Genomic DNA, 17,539 nt, shown 5'->3' with positions numbered 1-17,539 from the left:
TATGTGCCAGCATTCAATCGCCAACATCGACATCAATAAAGATTACGACGAGAGTCTGGGCACCGAAGAGGTGCACTATCAGTCGTTTGCCCGCATGGCGGCCTTTTTTGGCCGCGACATGCAGGCGCATCGCCACGACCGTTATTTTCAGATGCACTTTCTTGATACCGGACAGATTGAGCTACAGCTTGATGACCACCGCTATTCGGTGCAGGCGCCGCTGTTTGTGATAACGCCGCCTTCGGTGCCGCACGCCTTTATTACCGAGTCCGATAGCGATGGTCACGTGTTGACGGTGCACGAAGAACTCATCTGGCCGCTGCTGGAGGTGCTTTATCCCGGCACGCGGGAGACCTTCGGCCTGCCGGGGATCTGCCTGTCGCTGGCGGATAAACCTGACGAGCTGGCGGCGCTGGCGCACTACTGGCAGCTGATTCGCCGTGAATCCACCGCCCAGCTGCCGGGGCGCGAGCATACCCTGGCGCTGCTGGCGCAGGCGGTATTTACCCTGCTGCTGCGCAACGCCAGGCTCGACGATCATGCCGCCAGCGGCATGCGCGGCGAGCTGAAATTATTCCAGCGCTTTAACCAGATGATCGACAGCCACTTTCATCAGCACTGGACGGTACCGGATTACGCCAACGAGCTGCATCTGACCGAATCGCGGTTGACCGACATCTGCCGCCGCTTCGCCAACCGCCCGCCGAAGCGGCTGATATTCGACCGCCAGCTACGCGAGGCTAAGCGGCTGCTGCTGTTTTCCGATAGCGCGGTCAATGAGATAGCCTGGCAGTTGGGGTTTAAAGATCCCGCTTATTTTGCGCGCTTTTTTAGCCGCCAGGTCGGCTGCTCGCCCAGCAGCTACCGGGCGCAAAAAGTACCGGTGTCGTAATTCCCCGGCGGCGCTGCGCTTGCCGGGGCTACGGTCCATAGGGCCAGTTAGCGCCGCGCCACCCGCCAAAAGCTGCAGAGATCACAAAATTTACTCCCGCCTGAAAAGTACCCGCCGTTGTCGCAAACGTCCCTTCACGACAAGCGCAATAACCGCTTCAATTAAACAACAAAAACAAAACATATATTTAACATTATTATTCCGATAAATACTGAAGAGGCCCCTATGAAACCTGAAGATTTCCGCGCCGACGCGAAGCGCCCGTTAACTGGCGAAGAGTATTTAAAAAGCCTGCAGGATGGCCGCGAAATTTATATCTACGGCGAGCGCGTGAAGGATGTCACTACGCACCCGGCTTTCCGTAATGCCGCGGCTTCTGTCGCTCAGCTGTACGATGCGCTGCACAAACCGGAGATGCAGGATTCCCTGTGCTGGGGCACCGATACCGGTAGCGGCGGCTACACCCATAAATTCTTCCGCGTGGCGAAAAGCGCCGACGACCTGCGCCAGCAGCGCGACGCCATCGCCGAGTGGTCGCGCTTAAGCTACGGCTGGATGGGCCGCACCCCGGACTATAAAGCCGCCTTCGGCTGCGCGCTGGGCGCCAACCCGGCGTTTTACGGCCAGTTCGAGCAGAACGCCCGCAACTGGTACACCCGCATTCAGGAAACCGGCCTGTACTTTAACCACGCTATCGTCAACCCGCCGATCGACCGTCACAAGCCGGCTGATGAAGTGAAGGATGTCTACATCAAGCTGGAAAAAGAGACCGATGCCGGGATCATCGTCAGCGGCGCGAAAGTGGTCGCCACCAACTCGGCGCTGACCCACTACAACATGATCGGTTTCGGCTCCGCACAGGTGATGGGCGAGAACCCGGACTTCGCGCTGATGTTCGTCGCGCCGATGGATGCCGAAGGCGTCAAGCTTATCTCCCGCGCCTCCTATGAGATGGTCGCCGGTGCGACCGGATCCCCGTACGACTATCCGCTTTCCAGCCGCTTCGACGAGAATGACGCGATTCTGGTAATGGATAAAGTGCTGATCCCATGGGAGAACGTGCTGATTTATCGCGACTTTGACCGCTGCCGCCGCTGGACGATGGAAGGGGGTTTCGCCCGCATGTACCCGCTGCAGGCCTGCGTGCGCCTGGCGGTAAAACTGGACTTTATCACTGCCCTGCTGAAGCGTTCTCTGGAATGTACCGGCACCCTCGAATTCCGCGGCGTACAGGCCGACCTCGGAGAAGTGGTGGCGTGGCGCAACATGTTCTGGGCGTTAAGCGATTCCATGTGCTCGGAAGCGACGCCGTGGGTCAACGGCGCATGGCTGCCGGATCACGCCGCGCTGCAGACCTACCGCGTAATGGCGCCGATGGCCTACGCCAAGATCAAGAACATCATCGAGCGTAACGTCACCAGCGGCCTGATTTATCTGCCGTCCAGCGCTCGCGATCTGAACAACCCGCAGATCGACCAGTATCTGGCGAAATACGTGCGCGGCTCCAACGGTATGGATCACGTTGAACGTATCAAGATCCTCAAACTGATGTGGGACGCGATCGGCAGCGAATTCGGCGGTCGTCATGAACTGTATGAAATCAACTACTCCGGTAGCCAGGATGAAATTCGCCTGCAGTGTCTGCGTCAGGCGCAGAGCTCCGGCAATATGGACAAAATGATGGCAATGGTCGACCGCTGCCTGTCCGAGTACGACCAGAACGGCTGGACGGTGCCGCATCTGCACAATAACGCTGATATCAACATGTTGGATAAGCTGCTGAAGTAATTCACAGCGGGAGGTCATAATGCAATTAGATGAACAACGCCTGCGTTTTCGCGATGCCATGGCCAGCCTGTCGGCGGCGGTTAACGTTGTCACCACCGCAGGTGAAGCCGGCCGCTGCGGCATTACCGCCACGGCGGTTTGCTCGGTGACGGATACGCCGCCATCGGTGATGGTTTGTATCAACGCCAACAGCGCGATGAACCCGGTCTTTCAGGGCAACGGCAAGTTGTGCATCAACGTGCTGAACCACGAACAGGAAATCATGGCCCGTCATTTCGCCGGGATGACCGGGGTGACGATGGAAGAGCGGTTTGCCCTCAGCGGCTGGCAGCAGGGCGCGCTCGGGCAGCCGGTGCTGAAGGGTTCGCTGGCCAGTCTCGAAGGCGAGATTAGCCAGGTGCAAACCATTGGTACCCACCTGGTGTATCTGGTGGAGATCCGCAATATTACCCTGAGCCCGCAAGGGCACGGCCTGATTTACTTTAAACGCCGTTTCCACCCGGTGATGATGGAAATAGAAGTCGCGGTGTAATGGCCTCGCCTGCTCCTCTCCGCCCGGGGAGGAGCCTTATCTTTCATGACCATCTTCTCGGCCACAATCCCCTGTGATCTCAATCACATATTTATCTCCTGTTCACTTCATAGCCAACCGCTTACCCCAGCTAGCGACCGCTTAACCCCCCATACAACCACTCACTCATTTACCCAACTTTACGCGCGCGCAGTTCTGGCAAGATCGACGCTAGCCTAGCTAATCAATACCTCCACCAACCCAAACACAAAACCAGACGGCTTCGGCCAATTATTAATCTAATTAACGCCAGGTTTTACTATGGATACCAAAAAACTACTCAAGCACATACCCTGGGTGATTCTTGGAATCATCGGGGCATTTTGCCTCTCAGTCGTCGCGTTGCGCCGCGGTGAGCACGTCAGTGCGCTGTGGATCGTCGTCGCGTCGGTTTCCGTGTACCTCGTCGCCTACCGTTATTACAGCCTGTACATCGCGCAGAAGGTGATGAAGCTTGACCCAACGCGCGCGACGCCGGCGGTCATTAATAACGATGGCCTGAACTACGTGCCGACCAACCGCTACGTGCTGTTCGGCCACCACTTCGCCGCTATTGCCGGCGCTGGTCCGCTGGTTGGCCCGGTACTGGCCGCGCAGATGGGCTATCTGCCGGGCACCCTCTGGCTGCTGGCCGGCGTGGTGCTGGCGGGCGCGGTACAGGACTTCATGGTGCTGTTTATCTCCTCGCGGCGTAACGGCGCTTCGCTGGGCGAGATGATTAAACAGGAGATGGGGCCGGTACCAGGGTCTATCGCCCTGTTCGGCTGCTTCCTGATTATGATCATCATTCTCGCGGTGCTGGCGCTCATCGTAGTGAAAGCGCTGGCGGAGAGCCCGTGGGGCGTCTTTACCGTCTGCTCGACGGTGCCTATCGCCCTGTTTATGGGTATTTATATGCGCTTCCTGCGCCCTGGCCGCGTCGGCGAAGTTTCGGTTATCGGTATCGTGCTGCTGGTGGCGTCTATCTGGTTTGGCGGCATCATTGCCCACGACCCGTACTGGGGCCCGGCGCTGACCTTTAAAGACACCACCATCACCTTTACTCTGATTGGCTACGCGTTTATCTCCGCGCTGCTGCCGGTATGGCTGATTCTGGCGCCGCGCGACTATCTGGCCACCTTCCTGAAAATCGGCGTGATTGTTGGCCTGGCGCTGGGGATCGTTATCCTCAACCCAGACCTGAAAATGCCGGCAGTGACCCAGTACATTGATGGTACCGGCCCGCTGTGGAAAGGCGCGCTGTTCCCGTTCCTGTTTATCACCATCGCCTGCGGCGCGGTCTCCGGCTTCCACGCGCTGATCGCCTCCGGCACCACGCCGAAGCTGCTGGCCAACGAAACCGACGCCCGCTTTATCGGCTACGGCGCGATGCTGATGGAGTCGTTCGTCGCTATCATGGCGCTGGTCGCAGCATCAATTATCGAACCGGGTCTCTACTTCGCCATGAACACCCCGCCGGCAGGCCTTGGCATCGTCATGCCGAACCTGCATGAAATGGGCGGTGAAAACGCGGCGATGATCGCCGCACAGCTGAAAGAAGTGACCGTCCACGCGGCGGCGACCGTCAGTTCCTGGGGCTTCGTGATTTCACCTGAGCAGATCCTGCAGACGGCGAAAGATATCGGCGAACCTTCCGTACTGAACCGCGCCGGCGGCGCGCCGACGCTGGCCGTCGGTATCGCTCACGTGTTCCACAAAATCATCCCGATGGCGGATATGGGCTTCTGGTACCACTTCGGTATTCTGTTTGAAGCGCTGTTTATCCTCACCGCGCTGGATGCCGGTACCCGCGCAGGCCGCTTTATGCTGCAGGATCTGTTGGGTAACTTCGTGCCGTTCCTGAAAAAAACCGACTCGCTGGTCGCCGGTATTATCGGTACCGCCGGCTGCGTCGGCCTGTGGGGTTACCTGCTGTATCAGGGCGTGGTCGACCCGCTGGGCGGGGTGAAGAGCCTGTGGCCGCTGTTCGGTATCTCTAACCAGATGCTGGCCGCGGTGGCGCTGGTGCTCGGCACGGTGGTGCTGATCAAAATGCAGCGCACCAAATATATCTGGGTCACCGTTATTCCGGCTGCGTGGCTGCTGCTATGCACAACCTGGGCGCTGGGTCTGAAACTGTTCAGCACCAACCCGCAGATGGAAGGCTTCTTCTTTATGGCTCAGCAGTATAAAGAGAAGATTGCCGCCGGCGGCGAGCTGACCGCGCAGCAGGTCGCCAACATGAACCATATCGTGGTTAACAACTACACCAACGCCGGCCTGAGCATCCTGTTCCTGGTGGTGGTGTACAGCATCATCTTTTACGGCATCAAAACCTGGCTCAATGTCCGCAACAATAAGGTGCGTACCGACAAAGAGACTCCGTACGTGCCGGTACCGGAAGGCGGCGTGAAAACCTCGTCACATCATTAACCCTGATGCCGGATAGCGCTACGCTTATCCGGCCTACCAAAAACGCATTAACGTAGGCCGGATAAGGCGCGAGTCGCCATCCGGCTTTATTCGTTATCTGGAACTTACAATGTTTGGTAACTTAGGTCAGGCAAAAAAATATCTCGGTCAGGCGGCGAAAATGCTGATCGGCATTCCGGATTACGACAACTACGTCACCCATATGCAAACCAACCATCCGGATCAGCCGTACATGACTTATGAAGAATTCTTCCGCGAACGCCAGCAGGCCCGCTACGGCGGCGACGGCAAAGGCGGCGTACGCTGCTGTTAATGGAGGCAATAATGGCACCGATTGCAGTCACCCTATTAACCGGTTTCCTCGGCGCAGGAAAAACCACCCTGTTGCGCCACATCCTTAATGAGCAGCACGGTTTCAAAATCGCCGTGATTGAAAATGAATTTGGCGAAGTGTCCGTTGACGATCAGCTGATCGGCGACCGCGCCACGCAGATTAAAACCCTGACCAACGGCTGTATTTGCTGTACGCGCTCCAACGAACTGGAAGATGCCCTGCTCGATCTGCTCGACAGCCGCGATCGCGGTGAGATTGCCTTCGACCGACTGGTGATTGAGTGCACCGGCATGGCCGACCCGGGGCCGATTATTCAGACCTTTTTCTCCCATGAGGTGCTTTGCGAACGCTATCTGCTGGACGGCGTGATCGCCCTGGTTGACGCCGTCCATGCCGACCAGCAGATGGATCAGTTCACCATTGCCCAGTCGCAGGTCGGCTACGCGGACCGGATTTTGTTAACCAAAACCGATGTCGCCGGCGACAGCGAAAAGCTGCGCGAACGGCTGGCGCGCATCAACGCGCGGGCGCCAATTTATACTGTCATCCACGGCGATATCGATTTAAGCCTGCTCTTTAATACCAGCGGTTTTATGCTGGAAGAGAAGGTCGTAAGCGCCACACCGCGCTTTCACTTCGTGGCGGAAAAACAGAACGACGTCTCGTCGATTGTGGTCGAACTCGACTATCCGGTGGATATCAGTGAAGTCTCACGGGTGATGGAAAACCTGCTGCTCTCCTTCGCCGAGCAACTGATGCGCTATAAAGGCATGCTGTGGATCGACGGCGAGCCAAATCGCCTGCTGTTCCAGGGCGTGCAGCGCCTCTACAGCGCCGACTGGGATCGCCCGTGGGGCGATGAAACGCCGCACAGCACGCTGGTGTTTATCGGAATTCAGCTGCCGGAAGAGGAAATCCGCGCCGCGTTTGCCGGGCTCCGTAAATAGCCGACGCAAGGATGTATCCCTCCCCCGATGGGAGAGGGATACTTCATGATGGGTGGTTTAGCGGCGAACGACCACCAGCTTCTGATTCACAAACTCTTTGATACCGAGGTCGGAAAGCTCGCGGCCAAAGCCGGAGCGCTTCACGCCGCCAAAAGGCAGTTCCGGCGCGGTATCCGTTAACCAGTTGATATAGACCATGCCGGTTTCAATCCCCGAGGCCATGCGCTTCGCCCGCTCAATATCCTGACTGAACACCGCGCCGCCCAGGCCGTAGTGAGAGTCGTTGGCGAGCGCAATCGCCTCATCATCGTCTTTCACCACGTAAATCTGCGCCACCGGGCCAAAGAACTCCTCGAAGTACGCCGGGTTATCACGGGTAATTCCCGTCAGAATGGTGGGTTCGTAGAAGTTACCTTCGCCCGAAACCGGCTTGCCGCCGAGGTGTAATTTAGCGCCATGCTTCACCGCCTCGTCGACCTGCTTACTTAAGGTTTCCAGCGCATCTTTCGAGGAGAGCGGGCCAAGCGTAGTGCTTTCATCGAGCGGATCGCCGATCTTCACCTGGCGGAAGGCGTCGCTAAACTTGCTCAGGAACGACTCGGCGATTTTTTCATGCAGAATGAAGCGTTTAGCGGCGGTGCAAACCTGCCCGGCGTTGTTCAGCCGCGCCTGTACGCCAATTTTCACCGCGCGTTCCAGATCGGCATCCTCGAGCACCACAAACACATCGTTGCCGCCCAGCTCCAGCGTCGCTTTCTTGATATGCTTCGCCGCCTGCGACGCCACGATGCCGCCCGCTTTTTCCGAGCCGGTCAGCGCCACGCCCTGCACCCGGTCATCCGCGATAATTTTCGCTACCTGATCCTGAGAGATAAACAAGTTGGTCCACGCCCCTTCCGGCGCGCCAGCCTCGCGCACCAGATGCGCGAAGGTCTCTGCGCAGTGCGGGACGATGCTGGCATGCTTGGCAATCACCGGGTTACCGGCCGCCAGATTTGGCGCCAGCACGCGCATTAACTGGTAATAGGGGAAGTTCCACGGCTCCACCGCCATCAAGACGCCGATGGGATGATGCTCAACCCAGGCTTCGCCAAGCTCGGAGGGATACTTCACCGGCGCCAGGAACCGTTCGGCGTTGTCGGCATAATAGCGGGCGATCTGCGCACAGAGTTTGACCTCGCCGCGGCTCTGTTTAATGAGTTTGCCCATCTCCTGGCTGGCGATTTTCGCCAGCTCCTCCGTTCGGCTGTCGATAAGGTCGGCAAGCTTATGCAGCATCGGCAGACGCTGCGCAATATCGCCTTTCGCCCACGCAGAATGATAAAGCGCATTTGCCTGCTGCAGCGCCGCCTCCACGTCAGCATCGCTGTGTGCGGGATAGCTTTTAATAAGCTGATTATTCGCAGGATTCACTGTCTGATAAGCCATATCGCATGTCTCCTTGTTATCGCTATTAACGCAGTCAAAAATGCCGCTAAGGATATTAAGGGTAGTCGAGATAGCTGGCGATGCGGGTAAAGTTAGGTATATCCGGAATATTCCATGAGAGTGGATAGCAGGGACGCCCCTGCATAACGGCTTTATCAATGTGGTAACGTGGCTATCTCTTCGGCAGCCAGACCGGTAATTTTCAGCACGGTTTCACGTGCAATACCGTCGGCAAGCATCATCCTCGCAATCCGCAGCGCCTCGGCGTGCTGCCCTTCTTGCCGTCCTTCTTGCCTGCCTTCTTGCCTGCCTTCAAGCCGCCCTTCACGTTTGCCTTTTCTGCGGCCAACTTCCTGTAATCTTTCTGCGATGGTCATCAATCTCTCCCTGTGTTGAGGAACCCGATGCGCGACTTCGCGAATAAACCGGCCAAATCGGCGCGCGTTGCCAGTTTGCAGTAAATAATTAAATAGCGTTTTTAGCTGCCTGTCATTAGCGTAACCGCTAAGTAAAATTGACGTTAGCTGCTCGACGATGCCCATTAAATCGCGCTGACGAATATGTTTTTGGATAAGTTCTAATAGCGCCACGCGTCGATGTCCCACAATTTCATCATCCGGGATAACCGTAATATCCACCAGCGGAAAGGGTGACGAATAAAGCGCCTTCGCGAGTTGTGGGTCAGCGAACCTATCGAGCCAGTTAAGCGACCACGGATACGGAGACACGGAACCATGGTAGAACAACATAGGTACCACCAGCGGCAAGGTTTTATGGCCGCCGTCGAGATGACGTTGCATCGCAGCAATAGCATAACGCATCAGGCGAAACGCCATCTGCGCATCGGGTGAACTCTGATGTTCGATAACAACATAGATGTAGCCCTCGCCAGAAACCGTTTTTAGCGACCACAGCACGTCCGAATACCAGGCTCGCAGGTTCTCCTCAATAAAACTAGCCGATTCAAGCTGTAACGAATTGAGATCGTAGATCTGATGTAGCGCGGGCGGTAAATGGATCGCCAGAAAATCACGGGCGGTATCAGCCTGCGTAAGAAACTTTTTGAAAACCGCATCATGCGGCGTAGACGTTGTGGACCTTTCCATGTGTTCGCCCCTGCCAGCCAATTCTGCTGCGACTCTACGCTGCAGATCTCCCTCTGACACCTGGCAAAAAGCGTTTTCTCGAGCCGTGCCGAAAGCTAATTTCTGCGTGCTGCAATCGTTATCTAATCCTGGCAGCCCACTCGCAAATTGACCCGCGCGTACAGGAAGTTGTGCCGATTTTTGCATGACCTCGCCGTCAGGTTATATGCTTAACCCTATGGAAAAACTCGCTGAATTAAAACGCGCCAAACTGCTGGCGCTGTCGCTGCTGCTCATTGCGGCTGCGCTGTTTATCACTACGCTGCTGCTACCGCTGACGCCGTGGGTCAGCGCGCTGAAGGCTATTTCCGAAGCGGCGATGGTCGGGGCGCTGGCCGACTGGTTTGCGGTGGTGGCCCTGTTTCGCCGCATTCCGCTGCCGTTTGTCGCCCGCCATACGGCGATCATTCCGCGCAATAAAGACCGGATCGCCGATAATCTTGGCCATTTCGTGCAGGAGAAGTTTCTTGATACCCCATCTCTGGTGGCGCTGATCCGCCGCTACGAACCGGCCCTGATGCTCGGTAACTGGTTCAGTCAGCCCGAAAACGCCCGCCGTGTCGGCCAACATCTGCTACAGGTGATGAGCGGTTTTCTCGAGCTCACCGATGACACCCGCATTCAGCGTCTGCTGCGGCGCGCGGTGCACAAGGCTATCGATAAGGTCGACCTGACCCAGACCAGCGCCATGATGCTGGAGGGGCTGACCCGCGACAATCGTCATCAGAAGCTGTTGGATTCACTGATAAGCCAGATTATCGCCCTGCTACAGCGCGACAGCTCCCGTGCCTTTATCGCCCGCGGCATCGTGCACTGGCTGGAGACCGAACACCCGCTGAAGGCCAAACTGTTACCCACCGAGTGGCTTGGCGAGCACAGCGCCGAAATGGTGACAGACGCCGTGAATACGCTGCTCGATGAGGTCACTCAAGACCGCACGCATCAAATTCGTCAGGCCTTCGACCGCGCGGCGCAGAAGCTTATCGACAATCTGAAATCGGATCCGCAAATGGCGCAAAAAGCCGATAACATCAAAGCGTATCTGAAAAACGATGAGACCTTTAATCGCTATCTGGGCGAGGTGTGGGCGGATCTGCGCGGTTGGGTGAAAAACGATATCAGCAGTGACGATTCGCGCATCAAGCAGCGGATCGCCGAGGCCGGTCAGTGGTTCGGCGAAACCCTGGTGCGCGACGACGCGCTGCGTGAATCGCTGAATGAGCATCTGGAGCAGGCGGCGCATCGGGTGGCGCCGGAATTCGCCGCCTTCCTGACTCGCCATATCAGCGACACGGTCAAAAGCTGGGACGCGCGCGATATGTCGCGACAGATCGAGCTCAACATCGGCAAGGACCTGCAGTTTATTCGCATCAACGGCACGCTGGTTGGCGGCACTATCGGCCTCGGCCTGTGGCTGTTATCGCAAATTCCAGCGCTGCTGCATCTGCATATTGGCTGAAAATGGTAGCATCATATCCATTCTCACGATGAATACACGACGGCAAGGAGACGGCTATGTCATGGATTTCGCGATTGAGCGCCCGCTACGGCGCATCGCTGTTCTTTCCGATGGCGCTGATCCTGTATGACTTTTCCGCCTACCTGACCACCGATCTCATCCAGCCTGGGATCCTGCACGTGGTGCGGGATTTCAACGCCGATGTGGCGCTGGCTCCAGCCTCGGTGAGTTTATATATGGCCGGCGGGATGGCGCTGCAGTGGCTGCTGGGGCCGCTTTCCGACCGTATTGGCCGCCGGCCGGTACTGCTGAGCGGCGCGCTGATTTTTACCCTCGCTTGCTTCGCCACCCTGTGGACGACCTCAATGACCCAGTTCCTGATTGCCCGCTTTGTGCAGGGCACCAGCATCTGTTTTATCGCCACCGTTGGTTACGTCACCGTGCAGGAGGCCTTTGACGAAAAGCGGTCAATCAAGCTGATGGCGGTGATTACCTCCATCGTGCTGGTGGCGCCGATCGTCGGCCCGCTTTCCGGCGCGGCGCTGATGCACTTTATCCACTGGAAAGCGCTGTTTGGCATTATCGCCGCGATGGGGCTGGTGGCCTGGCTGGGTTTACTGTTTAACATGCCGGAGACGGTGCGTCGCGGCGACGTGCCGTTCAGCCCGCTCGGCGTGGTGCGCGATTTTCGCGACGTCTTCCGCAACCGCATCTTTTTACTCGGCGCCGCCACGTTGGCGCTGAGCTATATTCCGCTGATGAGTTGGGTGGCGGTGTCGCCGGTGATTTTAATGGACGCCGGCGGGCTCACCACCAGCGAGTTTGCCTGGAGCCAGGTGCCGGTTTTCAGCGCGGTGATTATCGCTAATCTGTCGGTGGCGCGCTGGGTGAAAGACCCGACTCGCCCGCGCTTTGTGTTAAGCGCGGTCCCCATCCAGATGGTTGGCCTGGCGATCCTGATTATCGGTAATCTGACGTGGCCGCACGTCTGGCTGTGGTCGGTGCTCGGCACCTGCTTCTACGCCTTCGGCATCGGGCTGATTTTCCCGACGCTGTTCCGCTTTACCCTTTTTTCCAACGACTTGCCGAAAGGCACCGTTTCCGCCTCGCTGAATATCGTGATCCTTAGCGTCAGCGCATTGTCGATTGAAGGCGCGCGCTGGTTGTGGTTCCATGGCGGTAGATTGCCGTTCCACCTGCTGGCAGTGGCCGCCGGGATCGTCGCCGCCTGCTGTCTGGCGGGGCTACTCCACAATCTGCGCCAGCGTTCAGAGGCGGTCATCGAAGCCCGGCAATCCTGACTAACTCACCGAGATTAACCACGCATGAGCGATATTGAACTCAGCCCGGCGCAGCGCGATCTGCTGCGCGAGCGGCTAAGCAAGTACTGCGAAGAGACCTTTAACCTGGAGCTGGAACAGTTCGACGCCGAGTTTTTTGTCGACTTTATCGCCAAAGAGCTGGGGCCTTTGTTCTACAACGCCGGCATTGAAGAGGCCATCCGCACCCACCAGGTATGGAGCGAACGTATCCAGGAAGAGATGGATTTGAAGAAGGTCTATTAACGCCACCGGGATGGGCGGGAGATCAATAAACACACATAAATAACATGGTTATAATGACGCCTCTTTCATCATCTCCCGTGTACGGGGAAGGAAAATCATGTCGCTCATCACCGCTCTACCCGCCCTCTTCGATCAATTCTCAGAAGCTCGCCAGAAAGGCTTTCTCAGCGTAATGGAACTCAAAGAGCAGAACGTACCGCTGGTCGGTACCTACTGCACTTTTATGCCCCAGGAGATAGCCATGGCGGCGGGCGCCGTGGTCGTCTCGCTGTGTTCCACTTCTGATGAAACTATTGAAGAGGCGGAGAAAGACCTGCCGCGCAACCTCTGCCCACTGATTAAAAGCAGCTACGGCTTCGGCAAAACCGATAAATGCCCCTACTTTTATTTCTCCGATCTGGTGGTCGGCGAAACCACCTGCGACGGCAAAAAGAAGATGTACGAGTACATGGCCGAATTCAAGGCAGTACACGTAATGCAACTACCGAACAGCGCCAGCGACGCCACCTCCCGCGCGTTGTGGAAAGCAGAAATCAAACGCCTGCAGCAGGTCGTTGAAACCCGGTTTGCCACGCCCATTAGCGAAGCGGCGCTGCGTGAAGCCATCATACTGAAAAATTGCGAACGCCGGGCGCTGGCCAACTTCTATCGCCTCGGGCAACTCAATCCGCCGGCGCTTAGCGGCAGCGATATTCTGAAGGTGGTTTATGGCGCGACCTTCCGCTTCGACAAAAGCGCGCTGATTGACGAATTGAACGCGATGGCGGAACGTATCCATCAGCAATGGCAAGGAGGCCAACGGCTGGCGTCTCGTCCGCGTATTCTGATCACCGGCTGCCCGATCGGCGGCGCGGCGGAAAAAGTCGTCCGCGCTATCGAAGAAAACGGCGGCTGGGTGGTGGGCTACGAGAACTGTACCGGCGCGAAGGCCACCGAGCGCTGCGTGGCGGAAGATGGCGACGTCTACGATGCCTTAACCGATAAATATCTCGCCATCGGCTGCTCCTGTATTTCACCTAACGACCAGCGCCTGCAATTGCTAAGCCAGATGGTTGAGGAATACCAGGCCGACGGCGTGGTCGATGTCATTCTGCAGGCTTGCCATACCTACGCCGTGGAATCGCTGGCGATTAAGCGTCACGTTCGCCAGCGGCACGACATTCCTTATATCGCGATCGAGACCGATTATTCGACGGCAGATCTCGGCCAGCTCAGTACCCGCGTCGCCGCGTTTATCGAAATGCTATAAGGAGCAAGCGTGATCTACTCGGTAGGTATTGATTCCGGCTCCACCGCCACCAAAGGCATCCTACTGGCAGACGGCGCCATCGTGCGCCGTTTCCTCATTCCGACGCCCTTTCGCCCCACCGATGCCATTCACGAGGCCTGGGAGACGCTGCGCGCGGACCTCGCGACAACGCCTTTTTTAACCCTCACCGGCTATGGTCGCCAGTTGGTCGATTTCGCCGATAAACAAGTCACCGAGATTTCCTGTCACGGGCTCGGCGCGCGCCTGCTGGCGCCGGAAACCCGCGCGGTGATTGATATCGGCGGCCAGGACAGCAAAGTCATCCAGCTTGATGAGCAGGGCAACCTCAGCGACTTTCTGATGAATGACAAATGCGCCGCTGGTACTGGGCGCTTTCTGGAAGTTATTTCACGGACCCTCGGCGCCAGCGTCGACCAGTTGGACACTATTACCGAAGGCGTAGAACCGCACGCCATCACCAGCATGTGTACGGTTTTTGCCGAATCGGAAGTCATCAGCCTGCGTTCCGCCGGAGTCGCGCCGGAGTCAATTCTGGCCGGGGTGATCAACGCCATGGCGCGGCGCAGCGCGAACTTTATTGGCCGCTTATCGGCACAGGGGCCATTGTTGTTTACCGGCGGCGTCAGCCGCTGCGTCGCCTTCGCCCGCATGCTGGAGAAGCATGTTGGCATGCCGGTCGCGACCCATCCCGACGCCCAGTTTGCCGGGGCGATCGGCGCGGCGCTGATCGGCCAGCGCCAGCGGAGACGCGGATGAGCAAATATCTATTCTTATTCCATTCAACGGTGGGCGTCGTGCGGATGCGCAAAGCCCTGCAGGCGGCAGGGATGACCTTCGAGGTAAAAGATATTCCCCGCCAGCTGCGCAGCGGCTGCGGGCTGTGCGTATTGATTGAGGGGGGCGAAAAAACAGCGCGAAGTTGGATAATCGCCGGGCATACTGCGGCGCTTTATCAGCAAAACGGGGAAGCGTGGCGCTGCATCGCCCGCTTCCCGCAGGAGGATTAATCGGTGATCACAAACCGCGTCGGCGCGAAGCAGTTCAGTACCCGATGGACCAGAAACACCATAGTCAGCGTCGCCACCAGCGAGACCGTGACCGAAGTAATACGGTACAGGTCGCTGAACACCAGATCCTGATTCGGATGCAGGTTCTGGCCAAACATAATACCGATGGTGGTGATACTGGCGAAACCTACGCCCGCGCCCACTTTTTCCATCACGTGCAGGCGGGCACTAAAGGCCAGACCAAGACCAATTAGCGGCATCATCAGGATCATATGGTTGCTAAAATCATAGATAATCAACTGCACCACCAGAATGTACAGACAAGCCAGCACGACCCCCGCCACACGCCAGATCGAGCTTATCACCGCGCCGCGATAGTGCATCGGAAACAGGATCAGCACCCCGGCCATTAGCGCCGATAGCGAATCGCTCAGATCGCAGATCTGAAAGATCACAAAGATAATGGTCGCAACCGTGCCGGAAAGCAGCGATTCATGGCGGATCCGCGCGGCGTCTTTCTCTATGCGCGGCGGCGGCTTACGCGGTTCAACATCCGGGATCAAATAGTGCAGCAGCGCGCTCAGCGCCACCGCCATCACGCAGGCCTCCATATTGGAGAACATCAGCGTGTGCCAGTTGCTGGTGGGATAGCTCATAAAATTGAGCATCGTGCTCTGGCACACCACGCCCATCGATCCCAGCAGGAACAGCGGCCCCTGGCTCATAAAGCGAAAACGCATCACGTACAGACCAAAGACGACTAATGTCATAATTACAGGCCACTGCGACAGATAGCCGACGATGAGCACCATTTCGACGCAATTAACCGCCGCGCTGAATACAAACTGCCGGGCGACGTGGCGGTTGAACACCGGCACCAGCGACATCAGCATCAGCGGATAAACGACGAAAAACACGCCGTACTGCACGTCGTAGAAGGTCGAAATACTCAGCGCGATGGTCCCGGCGACGGCAATGCGTACCGTCTGGCGAAAATCATTGGCCGTATAGACGATATTGCCGTGCGGGGTAAAGACGTGCGCCAGGGTGTTAATAGACATAGTGCAACCAGCTCACCAGGTGGATCTGCAGGCCGGCAAAGGTGCGGGCGAAAGGTCCGTCGCTATTGTACAACTGCACCGTAGCGCGGGCGCCGGTCGGCAGCGGCTTATCCAGAGGTTGATCCAGCGCAACGTGAATCCGCATGCGCTGCGCATCGCGCACCCAGCGAGTGGACTGCTCAGGCTGCGACAGTTGGCCATTCACCGCTTCCTGACCGGCAAGAATACCGGCATCGCTGCTGGTCACGTGCGCCGGGAAGACTTTACCCGGCAGGGCATCGAACACTACCGCCGCATCGGTATTCACCGCCGTATGGCGCAGGCTTTTTTCACGAAAGTCGGCGACGATATCGGTATTGTTGTTAACCAGCGCCAGCACGGCGGTGGCGGCGGTGGCGTAAATACCCGGATTAAGCTGCAGGTTGCTGACCATACCGTCGGTCTCAGCGCGCACCTGGGTCCAGCCGAGGTTGAGCTGCGCCTCTTCCAGCGCGTTGCGGTATTTCTGCAGCGTCACGTTGCGCTTGTCGTCGCGCTCGCCACGCTGGATCAGCAGGTTCTGAATCTGCGCATTCAGGGCGCTGACCGATTGTTCGCTGGTCTGCCATGTCGTGCGCACCTTATCGAGATCCGATTGCGACACGTTTTGCATGGTGCTCAGGCGCTGGTAGCGGTCGAGAGTGACTTTGTCATTACGCGCGGTGTACTGCGCGGTGCGCAGGTTGGCGCGAGCGGCGGCGATTTGCGCATCCAGCTGCTGGTTACTCAGTTTGGCCTGTTCAAGAGCGATTTGCGCCGCTTCAACTTTATTAATGAATGGCGTGGGATCGAGCTCATACAGCAGGTCGCCCTTTTTCACCTGGCTATTGTTGTGCACGTAGACGTGCGAGACGTAGCCGGAGACCCGCGACGAGACCGGAGTCACCACGCGCATCACGGTGGAATCCGGGGTTAGCGGGATCCAGATATCGGCAACGATAAACCAGGCGAATATCACCAGGAAAGCGGCAATACTTACCCTTACCCAGCGGGCAAATTTTTGTTCTGGCGTCATCATAGTTTTTTAGATCTTGTTATCTTCTTCGCGGATTGTCCGCAAGTTGCAGGCGATTTGATTTAACGTGGCGCTGAAGGTGTCGAGGTCCGCATCGGGGATGGTTTCCGTCACGCGCTGTTGATAAGTCTCAATGACGCGGTTCAGCTTTTCCAGGATAGTACGGCCTTCTGCCGTCAGCGTAAGCAGGCGGATGCGTTTGTCATATGGCGATGTTGAGCGCAGTAGATACCCCTGCTTTTCCAGCTGCGTAAGGGTGCGCATCAGCGGCGGCAGCTCAATACCCTGCACTTCCGCCAGTTCGCTTACCGAGACGTTGCACCCCAGCTGATGCAGCTGCATCAGCACCGTCCAGCTTGACTGGGTCAGGCCGGTATCGGTAATGGCGCTGTCGATAATCGCGCGCCACTGGCGCACCACCATCGCCATGCGCATCCCCATCGGGCGGCGGGCAAACAGTTCGTCTTCGGTCATGTTACTTTCCTCACTTAGCTGTGGGGAAAATAATACTTATCAGGGTAAGTATCAAGAAACGATGGGAGTAGAAGCATCAATTGATAAATTTTGTGAATGTAATTCCCCGGTAGCGCTGACGCTTACCGGGGC

Annotated in this window: 17 protein-coding genes; 12 read left to right on the top strand and 5 right to left on the bottom strand. The window is 57.4% G+C overall.

Annotated elements, in window-relative coordinates; all coding sequences use genetic code 11:
* The first annotated feature begins 1 nt into the window (after position 1).
* The 6 genes from hpaA (at position 2) to yjiA (ending at position 6,944) form a co-directional block, all read left to right on the top strand.
* Positions 2-892 carry a 4-hydroxyphenylacetate catabolism regulatory protein HpaA gene (gene hpaA / locus ABLV17_RS10875; RefSeq protein ID WP_004182836.1) on the top strand — a complete coding sequence of 297 codons (891 nt, stop codon included), beginning with the start codon at positions 2-4 and terminating at the stop codon, positions 890-892.
* Positions 893-1,117: 225 nt separating this feature from the next.
* Complete coding sequence (gene hpaB, locus ABLV17_RS10870; protein ID WP_002887473.1) at positions 1,118-2,680, top strand: 4-hydroxyphenylacetate 3-monooxygenase, oxygenase component; 1,563 nt, start codon at positions 1,118-1,120, stop codon at positions 2,678-2,680.
* A gap of 19 nt (positions 2,681-2,699) precedes the next feature.
* Positions 2,700-3,212 (top strand): 4-hydroxyphenylacetate 3-monooxygenase reductase subunit, encoded by a 513-nt coding sequence (locus ABLV17_RS10865; RefSeq protein ID WP_348854246.1) that lies wholly within the window; start codon positions 2,700-2,702, stop codon positions 3,210-3,212.
* A 300-nt stretch (positions 3,213-3,512) separates the two neighbouring features.
* On the top strand, positions 3,513-5,663 hold the full coding sequence (locus ABLV17_RS10860) for a carbon starvation CstA family protein (protein WP_045395482.1): 2,151 nt from the start codon (positions 3,513-3,515) through the stop codon (positions 5,661-5,663).
* Positions 5,664-5,772: 109 nt separating this feature from the next.
* Positions 5,773-5,976: a YbdD/YjiX family protein gene (locus ABLV17_RS10855; RefSeq protein WP_002887451.1), complete on the top strand. Its 204-nt coding sequence runs from the start codon at positions 5,773-5,775 to the stop codon at positions 5,974-5,976.
* An 11-nt stretch (positions 5,977-5,987) separates the two neighbouring features.
* The gene (yjiA, locus tag ABLV17_RS10850) at positions 5,988-6,944 is read left to right on the top strand and encodes a GTPase (protein ID WP_087858253.1); all 957 of its coding nucleotides are present in this window, start codon (positions 5,988-5,990) and stop codon (positions 6,942-6,944) included.
* 57 nt (positions 6,945-7,001) lie between these two features.
* Here the strand turns inward: yjiA and ABLV17_RS10845 are convergent, their stop codons facing one another.
* Entirely contained in the window at positions 7,002-8,372 is a 1,371-nt protein-coding gene (locus tag ABLV17_RS10845; RefSeq protein ID WP_348854245.1) for an NAD-dependent succinate-semialdehyde dehydrogenase, read from the bottom strand.
* Between the two features lie 155 nt (positions 8,373-8,527).
* The gene (locus ABLV17_RS10840; protein ID WP_348854273.1) at positions 8,528-9,478 is read right to left on the bottom strand and encodes an Rpn family recombination-promoting nuclease/putative transposase; all 951 of its coding nucleotides are present in this window, start codon (positions 9,476-9,478) and stop codon (positions 8,528-8,530) included.
* Positions 9,479-9,683: 205 nt separating this feature from the next.
* Here ABLV17_RS10840 and ABLV17_RS10835 point away from each other — a divergent pair, with 205 nt between their 5' ends.
* The 6 genes from ABLV17_RS10835 (at position 9,684) to ABLV17_RS10810 (ending at position 14,818) form a co-directional block, all read left to right on the top strand.
* Positions 9,684-10,976, top strand: coding sequence for a DUF445 domain-containing protein (locus tag ABLV17_RS10835; protein ID WP_348854272.1), 1,293 nt, complete (start codon positions 9,684-9,686; stop codon positions 10,974-10,976).
* 56 nt (positions 10,977-11,032) lie between these two features.
* The gene (gene mdtM, locus ABLV17_RS10830; protein ID WP_348854244.1) at positions 11,033-12,277 is read left to right on the top strand and encodes a multidrug efflux MFS transporter MdtM; all 1,245 of its coding nucleotides are present in this window, start codon (positions 11,033-11,035) and stop codon (positions 12,275-12,277) included.
* Between the two features lie 24 nt (positions 12,278-12,301).
* Positions 12,302-12,541, top strand: coding sequence for a DUF2164 domain-containing protein (locus tag ABLV17_RS10825; RefSeq protein ID WP_348854243.1), 240 nt, complete (start codon positions 12,302-12,304; stop codon positions 12,539-12,541).
* Positions 12,542-12,638: 97 nt separating this feature from the next.
* Entirely contained in the window at positions 12,639-13,790 is a 1,152-nt protein-coding gene (locus ABLV17_RS10820; protein WP_348854242.1) for a double-cubane-cluster-containing anaerobic reductase, read from the top strand.
* A gap of 9 nt (positions 13,791-13,799) precedes the next feature.
* Positions 13,800-14,567: a putative 2-hydroxyacyl-CoA dehydratase activator YjiL gene (yjiL, locus tag ABLV17_RS10815; protein WP_213317804.1), complete on the top strand. Its 768-nt coding sequence runs from the start codon at positions 13,800-13,802 to the stop codon at positions 14,565-14,567.
* The gene (locus tag ABLV17_RS10810) at positions 14,564-14,818 is read left to right on the top strand and encodes a DUF3343 domain-containing protein (RefSeq protein WP_213317803.1); all 255 of its coding nucleotides are present in this window, start codon (positions 14,564-14,566) and stop codon (positions 14,816-14,818) included. Before yjiL ends, ABLV17_RS10810 begins: the two co-directional genes overlap by 4 nt.
* Here ABLV17_RS10810 and ABLV17_RS10805 read toward each other — a convergent pair.
* From ABLV17_RS10805 to ABLV17_RS10795, 3 genes are read right to left on the bottom strand one after another with little or no spacing between them, the layout of a single operon-like run.
* Positions 14,815-15,879: a DUF2955 domain-containing protein gene (locus tag ABLV17_RS10805; RefSeq protein ID WP_213317802.1), complete on the bottom strand. Its 1,065-nt coding sequence runs from the start codon at positions 15,877-15,879 to the stop codon at positions 14,815-14,817. The genes ABLV17_RS10810 and ABLV17_RS10805 overlap by 4 nt on opposite strands.
* Positions 15,869-16,936 (bottom strand): HlyD family secretion protein, encoded by a 1,068-nt coding sequence (locus ABLV17_RS10800; RefSeq protein ID WP_015368453.1) that lies wholly within the window; start codon positions 16,934-16,936, stop codon positions 15,869-15,871. The genes ABLV17_RS10805 and ABLV17_RS10800 overlap by 11 nt, the downstream gene beginning before the upstream one ends.
* A gap of 6 nt (positions 16,937-16,942) precedes the next feature.
* Positions 16,943-17,407 carry a MarR family transcriptional regulator gene (locus ABLV17_RS10795; RefSeq protein WP_049047305.1) on the bottom strand — a complete coding sequence of 155 codons (465 nt, stop codon included), beginning with the start codon at positions 17,405-17,407 and terminating at the stop codon, positions 16,943-16,945.
* Positions 17,408-17,539: the final 132 nt, after the last annotated feature.

Origin of the sequence: Klebsiella sp. CN_Kp091, from assembly GCF_040065095.1 — a bacterium.
Classification (GTDB): domain Bacteria; phylum Pseudomonadota; class Gammaproteobacteria; order Enterobacterales; family Enterobacteriaceae; genus Klebsiella; species Klebsiella aerogenes.
Note: the sequence above shows the minus strand (reverse complement) of the source record. Positions and strands in the feature narration are given on the sequence as shown.